The organism is Actinoplanes siamensis, from assembly GCF_016862395.1.
Lineage (GTDB): Bacteria > Actinomycetota > Actinomycetes > Mycobacteriales > Micromonosporaceae > Actinoplanes > Actinoplanes siamensis.
The window spans coordinates 55,479-70,870 of sequence record NZ_BOMW01000009.1 but is presented as its reverse complement, the minus strand read 5'-3'; the positions used below and the strand labels follow the sequence as shown (position 1 = coordinate 70,870).

Genomic DNA, 15,392 nt, shown 5'->3' with positions numbered 1-15,392 from the left:
AAAGGCCACGCCCCGAGAAGCACCGCGCCGGGAAAGGCCGCGCTCGGCGAAGCGCCGCGCCCAGGAACGGGCGGGACGCGCAAGCGAGCCGGCCGCCGGGCGAATCGCGGGCGGACCGGAGTTCCTGTCGTGCGCCGCGGCTGGTCCGGGACGCGGGCACGTCCCGGACCAGCGCGGATCAGGAGCCGATCATCGAGAACACGGCGTCGGCGGTCTCCGGGAACGCTGCCAGCAAGGCTGCTGGTCCGGGCCGATCATCGTCCGGTACGGCCGGAGCCGTCACCCACTCCCCCGAGCAGCCGAGCAACCCCGCCACCGCCTCCGTGCTCTCCGGATGCGCGGCCAGGAACACCCCGACCGGACCGCCAACCGCCCCCGGAGCGGCGTCGGCCCCGCTCGGCCCCCGGCCGGCGGTCCACGACCCGCTCGACTCCGGGCCGGCGACCTCCGACCCGGTCGCCCCCTGACCGGCGAGTCCCGACCCGCTCGGCGCCCGGCCGGCGCGACCGGACGCACCGGGCGCCCGGCGGGCGAGCCACGGCGGCGTCCACCCCTCCATCCCGGCGAGCGTGGCCGGGAAGGTACGCCCGGCCTCCCGGGTCAGCACCGGCACCAGCTCCGCGGCCTGCGACTGGAGCGTGGTGATCAGCGTCGGCAGCCACGGCAGCAGCACCGGGTCGGGCAGCCGCCCGAACGCCTTGGAGAGGGTCTCGACAACGAACGGGGCCAGGCGTGGGACCGGTTCGAGCGCCTGCACGAACCCGCTGACATACTGCGGGACCGCCGGCACCACCAGCGGGTTGCCGAGCAGGTCGTCGACCAGGGCCCGGAGCTCCGCGAGGGACAGGTCGCCGAGCTGGTGCCGGGCCGCCCAGAGCAGCGCCAGCTTGGCCGGCGTCTCCGGGTGCGACTGCCGGACCGCGATCTCCAGCTGGGTCCTGTCGCAGCCCAGCGACAACGCCAGGCTCTCCATGCCGAACAAGAAGCCGAGCATCGCGCCGACCTGCCGGACACCGCTCTCCTCCTCGACGAAGGCGGTCGGCAGCAGGGTGCAGTAGTGCGCGTACCCCACGGTCACGAACCGCTCGCACCAGGACGGCAGCACGGGCGTGGTGGAGCGGTAGTGCCCGAGCAGCCGCCGGATGCGCCGCAGCACGTCCGGCGCCTCGTCGACGGTGCGCTCGGCGGCGAGCAGCTCGACGGCGCGGGCGCCTAGCTCGTCGGTGAGCCGCGGGCTCTGCAGGAACAGCATGGAGTTCTCCACCGCCTCGAGGGCGGTGGCCGCGGTCGCCTTCGGGTCCCAGGCGTCCCGGCGCAGCCGCTGCTCCAGGACCTGTTCGACGGTGACGCCCTCGTAGCCCAGCTCGATGACGGCCCGTTGGTGACGGCCGAGGTCGAGGTCCCAGCTCTCCTGGAAATGCTTCTCGCCGAGCCTGCGGCTGCCCATGATCGGGCGGACCGCCTGGTCGGGCAGCAGGTAGCGCAGCATCCAGAGCAGCTGGGAGCAGGGCGCCAGCTCGGGTCTCGCGGTCAGGTCGAGCAGCGCGCGCTGGATGCTGCGCTGCTCCAGGTTGAGCCCGAGCGGGGCGAGCCGGTCGTAGACGTCGCGGGCCAGCGGCGGCAGCGCGTCGTAGCCCACCTGGCCGACCCGGTCGCCTCCGAGCAGGATCTCGCAGAGCCGCCGCACGTCGCGGCGGCCCGGCACGCGGTCCTTCTCGATGCAGGTGACCGCGGCGTCCTGGAAGTCGTACGGCGTCGGCCGCGCCCGCCCGCGCATCCCGGCGAGCAGCACGGACGTCTCGAAGACCGCTATCGCGTCGGCGGTGCTGGCGAGGTACCCGTTGCGGCGGGCGAGGCGGACGATGTCCACGCACCAGCCGCGCAGCTCCTCCTCGTCCAGCCCGTCCAGCGCCGGCGGCCCGGCGAGATAGCCGCTGAGGTGGTCGGCGACCGGCCCGCCGGCCGCGACCGGCAGCGGCAGGCGACCACCTTTCTGCCCGTCCAGCCGGAACGGCTTGAGTCGCTGCTTCTTCAGGTTCTTCTGCCAGGTCGTGGCGGCGATCGACACCGAGCCGGGCGCCAGGCCGAACTGCGCCTCGATCGCCGAGTGACTGGACGGGATCAGGCCGTACAGCCAGGTCGTCGCCGTCCGCGGGGTGATCGCGAAGTTTGGCGTGCCCGGCGCGGAACCGACCTCGGGCAGGCGGCTGGCCGCGTGGAACGCGCCGCAGACGTAGAGGCAGTCCGCCGGATCGGCGCCGGTCGCGGCGAGGTGCGCGCGGATCCGGGTCCACATGTGGCGTTCGCGGTCCTCGTCGCGCGCATACCGCGCATCGTGCGGGGCCAGCCGCCGGAACAGGCTGCCGACCATGGTCATGACCTGCCGGTACGTGTCGTGGTCGGCCCCGGCGAGGGGCTGCTCCACGTACTGGTCCCACCATTCCGACCAGTGCCGCACCCGTCCGTGGTGCAGCAGGTGCTCCTCCAGCTCGGCGAACCGGGGCCGCAGGTCGCCGATCTCCACGCCGACCGCGTCGCCGTGCAGATCGTCCTCACCGTCCGGAGTTTCCGCCGCGGCGCCTTCCCCGAGGAACTGGAACACGTGGTCGGTGGACCTGTCGACGAGGACCAGGGAGACGCCTGGTGTCTCCAGGGCGTACGAGATGGCCTGGTATTCCGCGGACGCCTCGGTGACCGGCGCGATCACCGAGAGCGGCGCCGACTCCTTCGGGAAGCCCTCCAGCTCGGACGCGAAGGCCTGCAGCGCCACCGGCAGCTTGCAGTTGCGCAGCTCGGTGAGCAGCGGCTGCAGGTCCTCGCAGAGCTCCAGGTAGACCACCTTGGGCTGCTTGTCGCGCAGCCGCCGCAGCATGGCCAGCGCGGACGCCGGCGAGTGGTGACAGACCGGGAAGATCTCCAACGGCTCGCGCAGCGCGTGGTCGACGTCGTCGACGATCCCGGCGAGGATTTCCGGCAGCGTCGCCGGTCCGCCGCCGAGCGCCTCAGCGGCGCCGAGCAGCTGTTCACGCAGTGAGTCGAAGGTCATGACAACGTCGCGATCGCCTGGCGGCCGCCCTCCAGGAACCCGGTCCACTCGCCGCTCTTCTCCTTGCTGCGCGGCTCGATCACGCCGTGCCAGTACTTGTTCAGGATGGCCAGGTCCTCCGGGCTGCGCCGGGCGAGCGAGCCGACCAGCGACCCGGCCAGCGTCTCGGCGGTCAGCTTGCTGGCGCCGAAGAAGTTGCTGTGCAGGATGGCGTCCTCCAGGACACCGATCTGCTCGGCGGTCGAGAGCGCCGACTCCAGGCGCTCGTCGTCGCTGGTCGCGGACGTGGCGGCGGCACGCAGGTCGGCGAAGCTCTGCAGCAGCACGTCGAGCAGGGTGGGCGGCACCTCCAGTTCGATGTTGTGCCGGCGCAGCAGCTCCTCGGTGCGGAAGCGGACGATCTCCGCCTCGCTCTTCTTGTTCGTCACCACCGGGATGCGGACGAAGTTGAAGCGCCGCTTGAGCGCCGACGAGAGGTCGTTGACGCCGCGGTCCCGGCTGTTCGCGGTGGCGATGATGCTGAAGCCGGGCTTGGCGAAGACGATGTTGTCGTCGTCCAGCTCGGGGATGGACACGTACTTCTCGGAGAGGATCGAGATCAGCGCGTCCTGCACGTCGCTGGTGGAGCGGGTGAGCTCCTCGAAACGCCCGATCACCCCGTGCTCCATCGCCGTCATGATCGGCGACGGGATCATCGACGCGCGGGACTGGCCCTTGGCGATCACCATCGAGACGTTCCACGAGTACTTGATGTGGTCCTCGGTGGTGCCGGCGGTGCCCTGCACGACGAGCGTGGAGTTGCGGCTGATCGCGGCGGCCAGCAACTCGGCGAGCCAGCTCTTGCCGGTGCCCGGGTCGCCGATCAGCAGCAGCCCTCGGTCCGAGGCCAGGGTGACGATGGAGCGCTCGACGAAGCTGCGGTCGCCGTACCATTTCTGCTCGATCCGGCGGTCCAGGCCGTCGGAGCGCTCGGAGCCGAGGATGAACAGGCGCACCATCTTCGGGCTCAGCCGCCACGAGAACGGCTTGGGACCGTCGTCGACCGACTCCAGCCAGTCCAGTTCCTCCGCGTACTTGACCTCGGCGGGGGCGCGCAGCATGTCACTCATCAGGGGTCTCCTAAACGATGTCAGACGAGGAAGTTCTTGAGCTCGGTGACGAGCTTCTTGATGTGTCCGGACAGGACCGGGGTGCCCTGGTCCTTGAAGCGCTGCCGGAACCACGGGTTGACGCTCTGGTGGCCGCCGCTGCTGACCGAGCCGACCGGGATGAACTTGACCCCGGTGCGGTGGATCGACTGCATGCCGTCCCAGACGGCCTGCTCCCGCCACTCGTAGAAGTCGGAGATCCAGACGACCACGGTGTTCCGCGGGTCGGTGATCTTCGGGCGGGCCAGCTCCAGCGCGACCGTGCCGTCGGTGCCGCCGCCGAGGTGGGTGTGCAGCAGCACCTCGAACGGGTCGTGCACCCACGGGGTGAGGTCGAGCGCCCGGGTGTCGTAGGCGACCAGGTGCACGTCGACCTTGGGCAGCCCCGCGAAGATCGAGGCGAGGATGGTGCAGTTGACCATCGCGTCCACCATCGAGCCGGACTGGTCGACCACCACGATCAGCCGGGCCGGCTCGATCCGCTTGGCGGTCTGCTTGTAATAGAGCCGGTCGACGTAGAGACGCTCGTCCTCCGGACTCCAGTTCGGCAGGTTCTTCCAGATGGTGCGATCCAGATCGAGGTTCCGGAAGATCCGCTTGGGGGGTACGGACCTGTCGATCGTCCCCTGGCTGGCCTGCGCCACCTGGGTGCGCAGCACCTCGGCCACCTCGTCGACGAACCGGCGGATCAGCGCCTTCGCGTTGGCGAGCGCGACGCCGTCCAGGTTGTCCTTGTCCCGCAGCAGCTGCTCGATCAGCGACATGCTCGGGGTGAGCTGCTTGGCGAGCCGGTTGTCGGCCAGCACCTCACGCAGCCGCATCCGGCTCACCAGGTCGGCCTCGATCCCGGCCAGGGTGGCGCCGAGACCGGCCGCGTTGCCCGCGCCGGAACCGGCTCCGCGGCCCGCGCCGGCCCCCTTGCCCGCACCGGCGCCGTTGCCCCCGCCGGAACCGGCGCCGCTGCCGCCACCGAGCCCCGCGCCGCTGCCGCCACCGAGGCCGGCGCCCGCGCCGGCCGCGCGGCCGCGCAGCTCGCCGGGCTGGCAGCCCATCGCCCGTTCGAACCAGCCGGCGTCGCTCTGCCATCGCTGCAACCGCTCGGCGGTGACGTTGCCGGAGCCGGTCGCGAACACGTTGAGCAGCAATTTGGAGGCCAGCGCGGCGCGGCGCACCTCGCCGTCGCGGTCCTCGCCCGGATCGCTGATCAGGCCGTCGAACTCCGCCTCCAGCTGCGGGAACCGTTGCACCAGCGTGTCCATCGAGACGGCCGGGTCGAGCACCGCCGCGGGCAGCCCCAGATCGCCGACGATAGCCATGCTCCCGGACTCCAGAGCGGCCTGCTCCTCGGGGTCGAACAGACGCGCGAGCAGCCGCCAGTAGAGGATCTGCCGCCGAGTCTGCGCGGACCCGCCGCAAGCGGCGCCCGCACCGGAGGCAGCGGCCGCACCCGAGACCACGCCGGACGAAGGAGCGGCGCCCGCGTCGAAAGCCGGAGAAGCGCTCATTTCCGCAACAGCCTTCCCGCGCGCTCGCGCAGCACGTCCACCGCTGTGCCGGCGGCGGCCTCCGCCTTGGCGGCCTTGGCGTCGGCCGGCCCGAGCGCCCAGTCCCCGCCGTGCACCGCGACCGGCTTCTTCTTCACCACCGCCTGCACCGCGAGCGGCTGCAGCAGCCACCGCCCGTCCCACCGGAGCAGCCCCAGGCAGGCGGTCGAGGAGGCGACCAGGGCGGGCGTGAGCGGCCCCGCGGCCGGCAGCCGGGCCAGGTCGAGCGCCACTGTCACCCCGCCCCCGAGGTCGAACGCCTCGCCGGCCGGCCGGTAGCCCTCCAGCAGCACCGGCTCGGCGAGCACCGCGGGATGCCGGTCCAACACGTCCACCGGCAGCGCGGCCGCCGCCCCGAGGCGCACCCGGGCCGCCGCGAACGGGTCGGCCGGCTCCCCGGCGGCCGCCCTCGACTCGTCCCAGATCAGGTCGCCGCCGGGGGTGAGCCCCATCCCGGAGACCTCGACCGTGCGGCGCTCGGCCAGGACGGCCCGGAAGATCGGGAACGCGCCGAGCATCCGCCACGCGGACGGCCCGCTGATGGTGTCCACCTTGGCCGCGGCCACGCTGGTGCGGACCAGCCGGACCCTGCCGCCGGAGGTCTCCAGCAGGGCGTGGGCCTGCGCGCGGAACACCGTCGGATGCTCGTGCAGGTCGACGCCGAGGACGACCAGGCGCCCGTCGACCGGCGTGGCCGGCGGGACCGGGTAGCCGCCCTGGGCGAGCAGCAGCGCCCGGGTCCACAGGTCGGCCCAGCGGCGCGCCGGGATCCGCGGCAGTGTGGCCACCGGCGCGGCCGCGCGCAGCTCGGCGGCGAAACCGTCGAGCAGCACCGCCAGCCGGCGGGCGCCCGGCGTGGCGAGCAGCGACTGCACCGCCTGCGCCGCGCCGCCGGCCAGCTCGTGGTCGACCCCGCGCCACCCGGCGATGGCCAGCTCGCGCAGCCAGGACCGGCCGCCCGCGAGCAGGTGACCAGAATCGGTCGTGGACGCGGCAGGAGCCGAGGCCTGCCGAGACCGGCCGAGCGCTGTGTCCAGGCTGGACACCAGCGCGTCGTGGGCGGCGCCGAGCAGCGCCGCGCGGGCGCCGGCCAGGGCGGCCAGGTGCTCGTCGGTGACCGTGCCGGCGAGGATCTTGCCGATGGCGTCGGCGACCCGGTCGGCCAGCGGCGAGCCGGCGAAGGCGGCGGCGAGCGACTCCAGGGCGGCGGCGCGCTCCTCGTCGATCCGGGCGAGGCCGTGGACCAGAGCGTCGTCCACACCGTCGACCAGGGACAACGCCTCATCGAGACGGTCCGGCACACCGCGCAGGGCGTCGGCGAGCATCAGCGCACCGCCGCCGCGGCCGGGAACCACTGCAACTCGGGCAGCGGGTCGGTGGCCGGCTCGACCTCGAGGTAGGCCAGGTGCCGCAGGAAGCTGGCGAACACCTCGGCGGCGCGGTTCGGCGCGGCGGTGGTGTGCAGGCCGGACCAGAGGTCGGCGGCGTCGTCGGCGAGGTCGGCCCTCAGGTAGCGCGCGACGCGGTCCCGACCGTACTGCGCGAGGGCGGCGTCGGCCAGCGCGCGGAGGTGGTTGCACGGGTGCGAGCCGCCGGAGAGGCCGCCGCACGGCCGATTGTTGTTGGTGTTGCAGCTCAGCCCGTGGTCACCGGCCGTGATCGAGGAGACGTAGACCCGCTCGACGTCGGAGCCGCTGGACACCACCCCCTGCAGACGCCCGTCGGCCAGCTCCACGAACGGCACCTTGGCCAGCTTGCGCGGCTGGGCCGGCGCGATGACGGGCGCTGAGCTGCGCCGCTCGTAGTCGGCGCCATCAGTTGTCACAACAGATCCCTCCCTCGGGAATCGAGTGGAGGTAGTTGTATCGGAGCGGTACGACAAAAACGTCGGCGGATCCCCCGCCGATCCTGACAAGCCCAGCTCAGAGCCCGGAAGTGTGGATTCCGGCGGTCGCGGTCAGCTCCGGGCCGGCCCGCCGCCCGGCCGCCGCCACGATCCGGTCCGGGCGGATCAGCAGCGCCCCGGGCGTGCCCCGGCCGATCATCGCGAAGCCGTCGCCGAGCGACGGGTCCAGCTCCGCCGGGCAGAGCCGGCCGCCGCCCGGGCCGACCAGCGGGCCTCGGCGCAAGGACGGCCAGACGACGGTCGTCGCCCGCCGCTCCGCGCCCGGCAGCCGGGTCACGGTCCGTAGCAACGCGCGGCGCAGCGGCGCCGAGCGCCGGCTGCCACCGGTCATCACCGAGCCGATCAGCATCGCCATCCGGATCATGGTTTTCGCGTACGGCCTCCGCTCGCTCTCGTACGTCGACAGCAGCCGGTCGTCGGCCCGCCCGGCCAGCACGAACGCGAGTTTCCAGGTCAGGTTGGCGGCGTCACGGATCCCCGCGCACATCCCCTGACCGATGAACGGCGGGGTCAGGTGTGCCGCGTCGCCGAGCAGGAACACCCGCCGGTCGCGCCAGCGCTCGGCGAGCGCCCCGCGGAACGTGTACGCCGTCTCCCGCAGGAACGTCAGCCGCCGCGGATCGGCCCACGCGCGGATCCGCTGCGCCGCGTCCACCGGCTCACGCAGCAGGAACTCCCACCGGTAGCGGTTCGGGGTGACCGTCATGAAGGTGGCCGCCCGCACCGGGTCGCACACCTGCTGGACCCCGTCGTAGACGTCCAGCGGCGCCGGCGACGTCGCGTCCACGACCAGCCAGTTCTGGGTGAAGCCGAGGTCCTCCCAGCCGGCGGCGATCGATGACCGGACCAGGCTGTTCGCTCCGTCGCAGCCGAGCACGGCGTCGGCGAGCAGGTCTCCCCCGACCCCGGTATCAACTGATCGATAACGGACATGAATGGGCCCCGCGTCGGGCTGCACGATGTCGTGCACCTCGATCCCGCCGCGGATCCCGGCGTGCGGCAGATCGCTCAGCTCGCGGCGCAGCAGGCGCTCCAGATCCGGTTGATCGAACATGTTGGCCTGCGGGAAGCCGTGCGGCCCGACCGGATCCCGGGTGAACGTGGCGAGCGGCCGCAGCGCCGGGTCGACCAGTTGCATCCCCGGCGCCGGCCGGGAGATCTTCCGCAGTTCGCCGGCCAGGCCCAGCCCGGCGAAAACGCGGAACACCTCGTCGTCGAAGTGCACCGCGCGGGGCAGCGGGTACGGCTGGGCGAACCGGTCCAGAACCAGGCAGCCGACGCCGCGCCGGGCCAGCATCAGGGCGGCGGTGAGCCCGGTCGGCCCGGCTCCGACGATCACTACCGGCACATGGTCCACCGGACAAACCTAGGAGAGCGCGCGCAGCACCGCCACGCAGGCGCCGGCTTCGGCGGCGACCCGGCCGCCCTCCCACAGCGACAGTCCGATCCGGTCCAGGTACGCGGTCACGTCCACGCGGAGAACTTTCGGGACATCAACCCGGCTTGAGGTCAACCGGAGCCGCGACGGTCCCCGCCGCCTGGATCGCCCAGGCCCTCAACAAGTCGCGAAACCGCAGCTCAGAGCCCTGGCGGAGTTAGGCTGAGGCTTTGGACAACAGCTCGGCTGCGGCTGGCCGAACCGAGGATGAAGCCGACATCGCGCCCATGGAGGGCCGACCTATGATTCAGATAACAGCGGGACGTAAGCGTACGACCGCTCTGAGAATTCTCCCAGAACGCATCGGTAGCGTTCGATACCTGAGGAGCCCCGATCAGGTAGAGGAGCATCTATTGTCTTCCCCCCGCTACGCCCACATTGTCTGGCCGATGTTCCGGGTGGTCGTCGGCCTGCTGTTCACCTGTCACGGGCTGGCCGGACTGTTCGGCATGCTCGGCGGCAACCGCGGCACCGGCGAGGCGATCCCGGTCGGCACCTGGCCGAACTGGTACGCGGCGCTGATCCAGTTCGTCTGCGGACTGCTCGTCATGGTCGGACTGTTCACCCGGCCCGCCGCGATCCTGGCCTCGGGCTCGATGGCCTACGCGTACTTCGTGGTGCACCAGAAAGCCGGCTTGATGCCGATCCAGAACGGCGGTGTCCTGCCCGCCCTGTACGCGTGGAACTTCCTGCTCATCGCGACGGTCGGGGCAGGCGCCTGGTCGCTCGACGGCCTGATCGCGAGCCGGCGCGGCGCCGCCCCGGAACGCGTGCCGGAACCCGTCTGACCGAGCGTCCGGCCGGCTCTCCCGGGCAACCCGCGGAGCCGGCCGGAAACGGTCACTGGAAGCTGACGGCGGTGGGGCGCACGACCAGGACGACGCGGTGCTCCACGTCGCCGGGCGGGCCGTCGAACCTCATGTCGTAGCGGGCGGCCAGCTCCGCGAAGAACTCGCCGGAGGTGTCCGGGTCGATGCGCTCCACCACTCCGCGGACCTCGAGATAGCGGTACGGCTGCTCCGGGTCGTTGATGGAGAGACTGATCCGCGGGTCGGCCCGCAGATTGTGGTACTTACGGCGCTGCGTGCTGTTGGTGAAGTAGAGGAACTCCCCGTCGTAGCTGAACCACATCGGGTTGACCTGCGCCTGCCCGTCGGGGCGCGTGGTCCCCAAGTGGCCGAAGAGCGGGCGCTGGAGCAGGTCGACATGACTGTCCGGAATGACGCTCATGCCCTCGACCCTACCCAGACGTCCACTCCGGCGTAGACGGCGGACGCCCGGCTCGAGCGGGACCCGAGCCGGGCGCAAGCGGAAAGGTCACACCCGGGTCAGCCAGAACGTCAGATCGATCGACTCGTCGGTGAAGACGCGCGGCTGCGCCCAGTCCGGCTCGCCCTCGGCGAAGTCGGTGGCCAGCACCTCGTCGGCGACCAGCGCACCGTGCTCGGTCAGGGCCAGCGCGGTGTCCCCGCCGGCCTGGTACCGCAACCGGATCCGGTCGGAGACCTCCAGGCCACTGGTCTTGCGGGCCTCCTGGATCTGCCGGATCGCGTCCCGGGCCAGTCCGGCCCGGCGCAGCTCCGGCGTCAGGTGCAGGTCCAGGGCCAGGCTCGCGCCGGCGTCCGAGGCGACCGCCCAGCCCTCACGCGGCGTCTCGGTGATCACCACTTCCTCCGGGGACAGCGTGATCTCCTCACCGCCGACCGTGACCGTCGCGGCTCCCGCCGTACGCAGACCGGTCTTGAGAAGCGCGGCGTCAGCCGCCTGGATCGCGGCCGCGACCTGCTGGACCGCCTTGCCGAACCGCTTGCCCAGCGCGCGGAAGTTCGCCTTCGCGGTCGTCTCCACGAAGGAGCCGGCCAGCGGCTCCACCGCGTTCACGTTGAGCTCCGCGGCGATCTCACCGAGCAGCTCGCCGGACAGGTCGGCGGCGCCGGAGACCAGGGCACGCGACAGCGGCTGGCGGACCTTGAGACCGGACTCGGCGCGGGCGGTGCGGCCCAGCTCGACCAGCCGGCGCGTGGTCGCCATCTGCGCGGAGAGCCGCTCGTCGATCAGCGACCCGTCCGGCTCCGGGAACGCGGCCAGGTGCACCGACTCGGGCGCCCGCGGGTCGACCGGGACGATCAGGTCCTGCCAGACCCGCTCGGTGACGAACGGCGTGATCGGCGCCATCAGCAGCGTCACCGTGCGCAGCGCCTCGTGCAGCGTGGCCAGCGCCGCCGGGTCACCGCGCCAGAACCGGCGCCGGCTGCGCCGGACGTACCAGTTGGAAAGGTCGTCGATGAAGGCGGCGATCAGCTTGCCGGTCTCGTGCGGGTCGAACGCCGCCATCGCGGCGTCCACCTTCTGGATCAGCACCTGCAGCTCGGAGAGGACCCAGCGGTCCATCGCGGTGCGGCCCGCCACCACGGTCTCCGGCGTCCAGTTCGCGGTACGGCCGTAGAGCGCCTGGAACGCGACAGTGTTCCAGTACGTCAGCAGGGTCTTGCGGACCACCTCCTGCAACGCCGTGTGACCGACCCGGCGGGCCGACCACGGGGAGCCGACGGCGGCCATGTACCACCGGACCGCGTCCGCGCCGTGCTGGTCCATCAGCGGGATCGGCTCCAGGATGTTGCCGAAGTGCTTGGACATCTTGCGGCCGTCCTCGGCGAGGATGTGGCCGAGGCAGACCACGTTCTCGTACGGCGAGCGGTCGAAGACCAGCGTGCCGACGGCCATCAGGGTGTAGAACCAGCCGCGGGTCTGGTCGATCGCCTCGGAGATGAACTGCGCGGGGAAGCGTTGCTCGAACAGCTCCTTGTTCCGGTACGGGTAGCCGAACTGGGCGAACGGCATCGACCCGGAGTCGTACCAGGCGTCGATGACCTCGGGGACGCGGGTGGCGGTCTGCCCGCACTCCGGGCAGGCGAAGGTGATCTCGTCGATGAACGGGCGGTGCGGGTCCAGGCCGGACAGGTCGCGATGCGTCAGATCACTGAGCTCGGCCCGGCTGCCCACGCACGTCAGGTGGCCGTCGGCGCACCGCCAGATCGGCAGCGGCGTCCCCCAGTACCGGTTGCGCGACAGCGCCCAGTCGACGTTGTTGTTCAGCCAGTCGCCGTAGCGGCCGTGCTTGATGCTCTCCGGCTGCCAGTTCGTCTTCTCGTTCTCGCGCAGCAGCGCGTCGCGCACCGCGGTGGTCCGCACGTACCACGACGGCTGCGCGTAGTAGATCAGCGCGGTGTGGCAGCGCCAGCAGTGCGGGTACTTGTGCTCGTAGGGCTCGTGCTTGAAGAGCAGCCCGCTCTCCTCGAGCTCCTCGACCAGCGGGGCGTTCGCCTCGCGGAAGAACATCCCGCCGACCAGCTCGATCTCCGGCTCGAACGTGCCGTCCCGGCGCACCGGGTTGACCATCGGCAGGCCGTAGGCGCGGCAGCTCGCCAGGTCGTCCGCGCCGAACGCCGGCGACTGGTGGACCAGTCCGGTGCCGCTGTCGGTGGTGACATAGCCCGCCAGGATCACGATGTGCGCGTCCGGCACCTCGACCAGCTCGAACGGACGCCGGTACGTCCACCGCTCGAGCTCCTTGCCCAGGAAGCTCTCGCCGGTCGGCGTCCAGCCCTCCGGGATCAGCGGCTCGGCGACGACCAGGCGCTCCCGGCCGTCGGTGACCACCACGTACGTCACGTTCGGGTGCACCGCCACCGCGGTGTTCGACACCAGGGTCCACGGGGTGGTCGTCCAGACCAGCAACGACGTGGTGCCGGCCAGCGGGCCCGAGGTCAGCGGGAACCGGACGTAGACCGACGGGTCGACGTCGATCTCGTACCCCTGGTCCAGCTCGTGGTCGGAGAGCGTCGTCTGGTCACGCGGGCACCACGGGGCCACCCGGAAGTCCTCGACGAGCAGGCCCTTGTCGAAGATCTGCCGGAGCGACCACCAGACCGAGTCGATGTACTCCGGGTCCATCGTCCGGTACGCGCCGGCCATGTCCACCCAGTAGCCCATGCGCTCGGTGAGCTGGGCGAACGCGTCGGTGTGCCGGGTCACCGAGGCGCGGCACCGCGCGTTGAACTCGGCGATGCCGTACGCCTCGATGTCCTGCTTGCCGGAGAAGCCCAGCTCCTTCTCCACGGCCAGCTCGACCGGCAGGCCGTGGCAGTCCCAGCCGGCCTTGCGGGCGACGTGGTAGCCCTTCATCGTCCGGTAGCGCGGGAACACGTCCTTGAAGACGCGCGCCTCGATGTGGTGCGCGCCCGGCATGCCGTTCGCGGTCGGCGGGCCCTCGTAGAACACCCACTCGGGGCGCCCCGCGGACTGCCGCAGGGTCTGTCCGAAGATGTCGCGATCCCGCCAGAAACGGAGGATCTCGTGATCGAGGGCGGGCAGGTCAACCTGAGCCGGAACCGGGCGGTACATGCCGGAAGACTCTACTCGGCACTCCCGGACGCCGGCGGCGCAGGCGGGCGGGACACCGGCGGACCGTAGGATTGCCGATCAGGCGGCGTCGGGATGAGGGGTTCGGGTGTGGCACGCTCGTTCGTTCTTCTGAAACCCGATTGCCTGGGTACGGGACGGACCGCCGCCGTCGAGGCCGCCGCCGTGGCCGAGGGCTTGACGGTGGCGTGCCGCCATCGTCTCCGGCTGACCCCGGCCGACGTGCGATTGCTGTGGCCGGAGTACCGGGACGGCACACACGTGCTGATGCAGGCGTTCCTGGACCGCTACCTGTGCGCCGGGCCGTCCGAGGTGCTGCTGCTGCACGGCCCGGACGCGTTCGAGGCGGCGCGCCGGGTCAAACGCGTGATGCGCGCCCGGTACGCGAACGGCCCGTTCGCCAACCTGGTGCACACCGCCGAGCGCCGCGGCGAACTGGCCCGCCAGGCGACCCACCTGCTCGGCCGCTGCCCGGCCTGCGCCGGCCCGTTCAGCTGCGACGAGCCCGCCGCCGACCTGCCGCGCCCGGCCGGCCGGGACTTCCGCCGGGACGAGGACCTGCCCGCTCTGGTGGACTCCCTGTGGCCTGCCGTGCAGTCGGCCGATCCTCCGCCGCCGGCCCCGCACCGCCTGGACCGCTCCCCCGCCGCCGCGGTCTACCTGGGCGCCGACCGCGCCCACTCGCTGGACTCCGCGGTGACAGCTGTCTGGTCCGCCCTGCCCGGCATCGCCCTGGCCCACGCCGTGCTGCTGATGCTGCATGCCGGCCGGGTCGGCGGTTACCCGATCGCGGTCGGCAGCCGCCGCGCGGTCGCCCGCAGCCACCGCATCCTGCTCGAACACGGCATCACCGCCTGCGGCATCGGTCCCGTCCCGCCGGCCCCGGGACGGTAGGGATCCCGGCCCGCGGCTACCCGGCCCGGCATGAGCGCGGACACCTTCGCCGAAGTACGGGAACTGCTGGAAGACCTCGACTTCCCGGCGGACAAGGACGCCATCGTGCGGCATGCCACCGGACACGGCGCCCAGGAGGACTCACCGGCGGTCCGGGCCCTGCGCGGCATGCCGCTGGCGGCCTACCGGAACATGTCCGAGATCCGCAGCTCCGTCGACCTGCGGCCGGAGGAGCTGCCGGATTGACCGGCCGACGGCGCGGTCAGGACGCGGACAGGACGTCGACGACGAACCGCAGCGCGCCGGCCGGTCGCCCATCGCTCGGCTTCTCCCCGTACGCCAGGTCGGCGGGGATGTCGAGCTGGACGCGGCTGCCCACCTTCACCCCGATCAGCCCGCGGTCCCAGCCCGGGATGACGTTGCCGGCCCCGATCCGGAAGCTGAACGGCTCGGAGCGGCTCCAGGACGAGTCGAACTCCTTGCCGTCGGCGTAGGTCACGCCGACATAGTTCACGTCGATGGTCTGGCCCGACTGGACCGTCGCGCCCGTGCCCTCGATCAGGGTCGTCGCCCTGAGCTTCGTGACGGCGCCGCTGCCCGCGGCGGCGGACGGCTTCCTGCCCAGCGCGGGATCGGCGCCCGCCGGCAGCGGCGGGAACGCGGCGCTCGGCGCGGGCGTGCCGGGGGTGGCGCCGGCATCCGTGCTCGCGCTCCGGGCGGGCGGGCCCGACTGCGACGCATCGCCGACCCAGACGATCAGCCCGACGAGGAGCGCCAGCACGACCACCGCGGCGCCGGCCACGGCCAGCACCCGGCGGCGCTTGCGGATCGCCCGGGCGCGGGCCTTGGCGGCCTTGGCCTCGGCCCGCTTCTCGGCCTTGGTCTTGAGCGGCTGCCCGCCGCCCCTGGTGCGGCTTGTTACGGAATCGGGCACCGTCCGACGATACGACACTCGGCGCCCTCCGGTGGCAGCCGGACAGCCGGCAAACCCGAC

Annotated in this window: 12 protein-coding genes; 3 read left to right on the top strand and 9 right to left on the bottom strand. The window is 72.2% G+C overall.

From position 1 onward, the window contains the following. Positions 1-178: 178 nt before the first annotated feature. The 6 genes from Asi03nite_RS04550 to Asi03nite_RS04525 all read right to left on the bottom strand — a co-directional run bounded on the left by Asi03nite_RS04550 (position 179) and on the right by Asi03nite_RS04525 (position 9,001). Positions 179-3,046 carry a DUF5682 family protein gene (locus tag Asi03nite_RS04550; RefSeq protein ID WP_203677129.1) on the bottom strand — a complete coding sequence of 956 codons (2,868 nt, stop codon included), beginning with the start codon at positions 3,044-3,046 and terminating at the stop codon, positions 179-181. Then, positions 3,043-4,155 (bottom strand): ATP-binding protein, encoded by a 1,113-nt coding sequence (locus tag Asi03nite_RS04545; protein ID WP_203677128.1) that lies wholly within the window; start codon positions 4,153-4,155, stop codon positions 3,043-3,045. The genes Asi03nite_RS04550 and Asi03nite_RS04545 overlap by 4 nt, the downstream gene beginning before the upstream one ends. A 20-nt stretch (positions 4,156-4,175) precedes the next feature. Beyond that, positions 4,176-5,510: a vWA domain-containing protein gene (locus Asi03nite_RS04540; protein WP_444978638.1), complete on the bottom strand. Its 1,335-nt coding sequence runs from the start codon at positions 5,508-5,510 to the stop codon at positions 4,176-4,178. Positions 5,511-5,695: 185 nt separating this feature from the next. Next, a complete protein-coding gene (locus tag Asi03nite_RS04535) occupies positions 5,696-7,063 on the bottom strand; it encodes a hypothetical protein (RefSeq protein WP_203677126.1) in 1,368 nt (455 codons plus the stop codon). Continuing rightward, positions 7,063-7,563, bottom strand: coding sequence for a hypothetical protein (locus Asi03nite_RS04530; protein WP_203677125.1), 501 nt, complete (start codon positions 7,561-7,563; stop codon positions 7,063-7,065). The genes Asi03nite_RS04535 and Asi03nite_RS04530 overlap by 1 nt, the downstream gene beginning before the upstream one ends. A 97-nt stretch (positions 7,564-7,660) precedes the next feature. After that, positions 7,661-9,001, bottom strand: a complete 1,341-nt coding sequence (locus Asi03nite_RS04525) for a bifunctional 3-(3-hydroxy-phenyl)propionate/3-hydroxycinnamic acid hydroxylase (protein ID WP_203677124.1) — start codon at positions 8,999-9,001, stop codon at positions 7,661-7,663. Positions 9,002-9,471: 470 nt separating this feature from the next. Between Asi03nite_RS04525 and Asi03nite_RS04520 the strand changes: the two genes are divergently transcribed. Beyond that, positions 9,472-9,870 carry a DoxX family protein gene (locus tag Asi03nite_RS04520; protein WP_203677123.1) on the top strand — a complete coding sequence of 133 codons (399 nt, stop codon included), beginning with the start codon at positions 9,472-9,474 and terminating at the stop codon, positions 9,868-9,870. Between the two features lie 52 nt (positions 9,871-9,922). Here Asi03nite_RS04520 and Asi03nite_RS04515 read toward each other — a convergent pair whose 3' ends face one another. Both Asi03nite_RS04515 and ileS read right to left on the bottom strand, forming a co-directional pair. After that, positions 9,923-10,312, bottom strand: coding sequence for a PPOX class F420-dependent oxidoreductase (locus tag Asi03nite_RS04515; protein ID WP_203677122.1), 390 nt, complete (start codon positions 10,310-10,312; stop codon positions 9,923-9,925). An 87-nt stretch (positions 10,313-10,399) separates the two neighbouring features. Beyond that, positions 10,400-13,486 carry an isoleucine--tRNA ligase gene (gene ileS, locus Asi03nite_RS04510; protein WP_203677121.1) on the bottom strand — a complete coding sequence of 1,029 codons (3,087 nt, stop codon included), beginning with the start codon at positions 13,484-13,486 and terminating at the stop codon, positions 10,400-10,402. Between the two features lie 108 nt (positions 13,487-13,594). Between ileS and Asi03nite_RS04505 the strand changes: the two genes are divergently transcribed. Further along, a complete protein-coding gene (locus Asi03nite_RS04505; RefSeq protein ID WP_203677120.1) occupies positions 13,595-14,398 on the top strand; it encodes a hypothetical protein in 804 nt (267 codons plus the stop codon). A gap of 30 nt (positions 14,399-14,428) precedes the next feature. Next, positions 14,429-14,644 carry a DUF2795 domain-containing protein gene (locus Asi03nite_RS04500; RefSeq protein ID WP_203677119.1) on the top strand — a complete coding sequence of 72 codons (216 nt, stop codon included), beginning with the start codon at positions 14,429-14,431 and terminating at the stop codon, positions 14,642-14,644. A gap of 16 nt (positions 14,645-14,660) precedes the next feature. On the opposite strand, the gene Asi03nite_RS04495 is transcribed toward Asi03nite_RS04500, so the two are convergent. Beyond that, on the bottom strand, positions 14,661-15,332 hold the full coding sequence (locus Asi03nite_RS04495; RefSeq protein WP_239102379.1) for an FKBP-type peptidyl-prolyl cis-trans isomerase: 672 nt from the start codon (positions 15,330-15,332) through the stop codon (positions 14,661-14,663). Positions 15,333-15,392: the final 60 nt, after the last annotated feature.

What these genes read in the sequence shown, in the direction of transcription:
- Asi03nite_RS04545 (WP_203677128.1), bottom strand. Translation starts at nt 4,155, where the DNA reads ATGAGTGACATGCTGCGCGCCCCCGCCGAGGTCAAGTACGCGGAGGAA.
- Asi03nite_RS04550 (WP_203677129.1), bottom strand. Translation starts at nt 3,046, where the DNA reads ATGACCTTCGACTCACTGCGTGAACAGCTGCTCGGCGCCGCTGAGGCG.
- Asi03nite_RS04515 (WP_203677122.1), bottom strand. Translation starts at nt 10,312, where the DNA reads ATGAGCGTCATTCCGGACAGTCATGTCGACCTGCTCCAGCGCCCGCTC.
- Asi03nite_RS04520 (WP_203677123.1), top strand. Translation starts at nt 9,472, where the DNA reads ATGTTCCGGGTGGTCGTCGGCCTGCTGTTCACCTGTCACGGGCTGGCC.
- Asi03nite_RS04535 (WP_203677126.1), bottom strand. Translation starts at nt 7,063, where the DNA reads ATGCTCGCCGACGCCCTGCGCGGTGTGCCGGACCGTCTCGATGAGGCG.
- Asi03nite_RS04540 (WP_444978638.1), bottom strand. Translation starts at nt 5,510, where the DNA reads ATGGCTATCGTCGGCGATCTGGGGCTGCCCGCGGCGGTGCTCGACCCG.
- ileS (WP_203677121.1), bottom strand. Translation starts at nt 13,486, where the DNA reads ATGTACCGCCCGGTTCCGGCTCAGGTTGACCTGCCCGCCCTCGATCAC.
- Asi03nite_RS04500 (WP_203677119.1), top strand. Translation starts at nt 14,429, where the DNA reads ATGAGCGCGGACACCTTCGCCGAAGTACGGGAACTGCTGGAAGACCTC.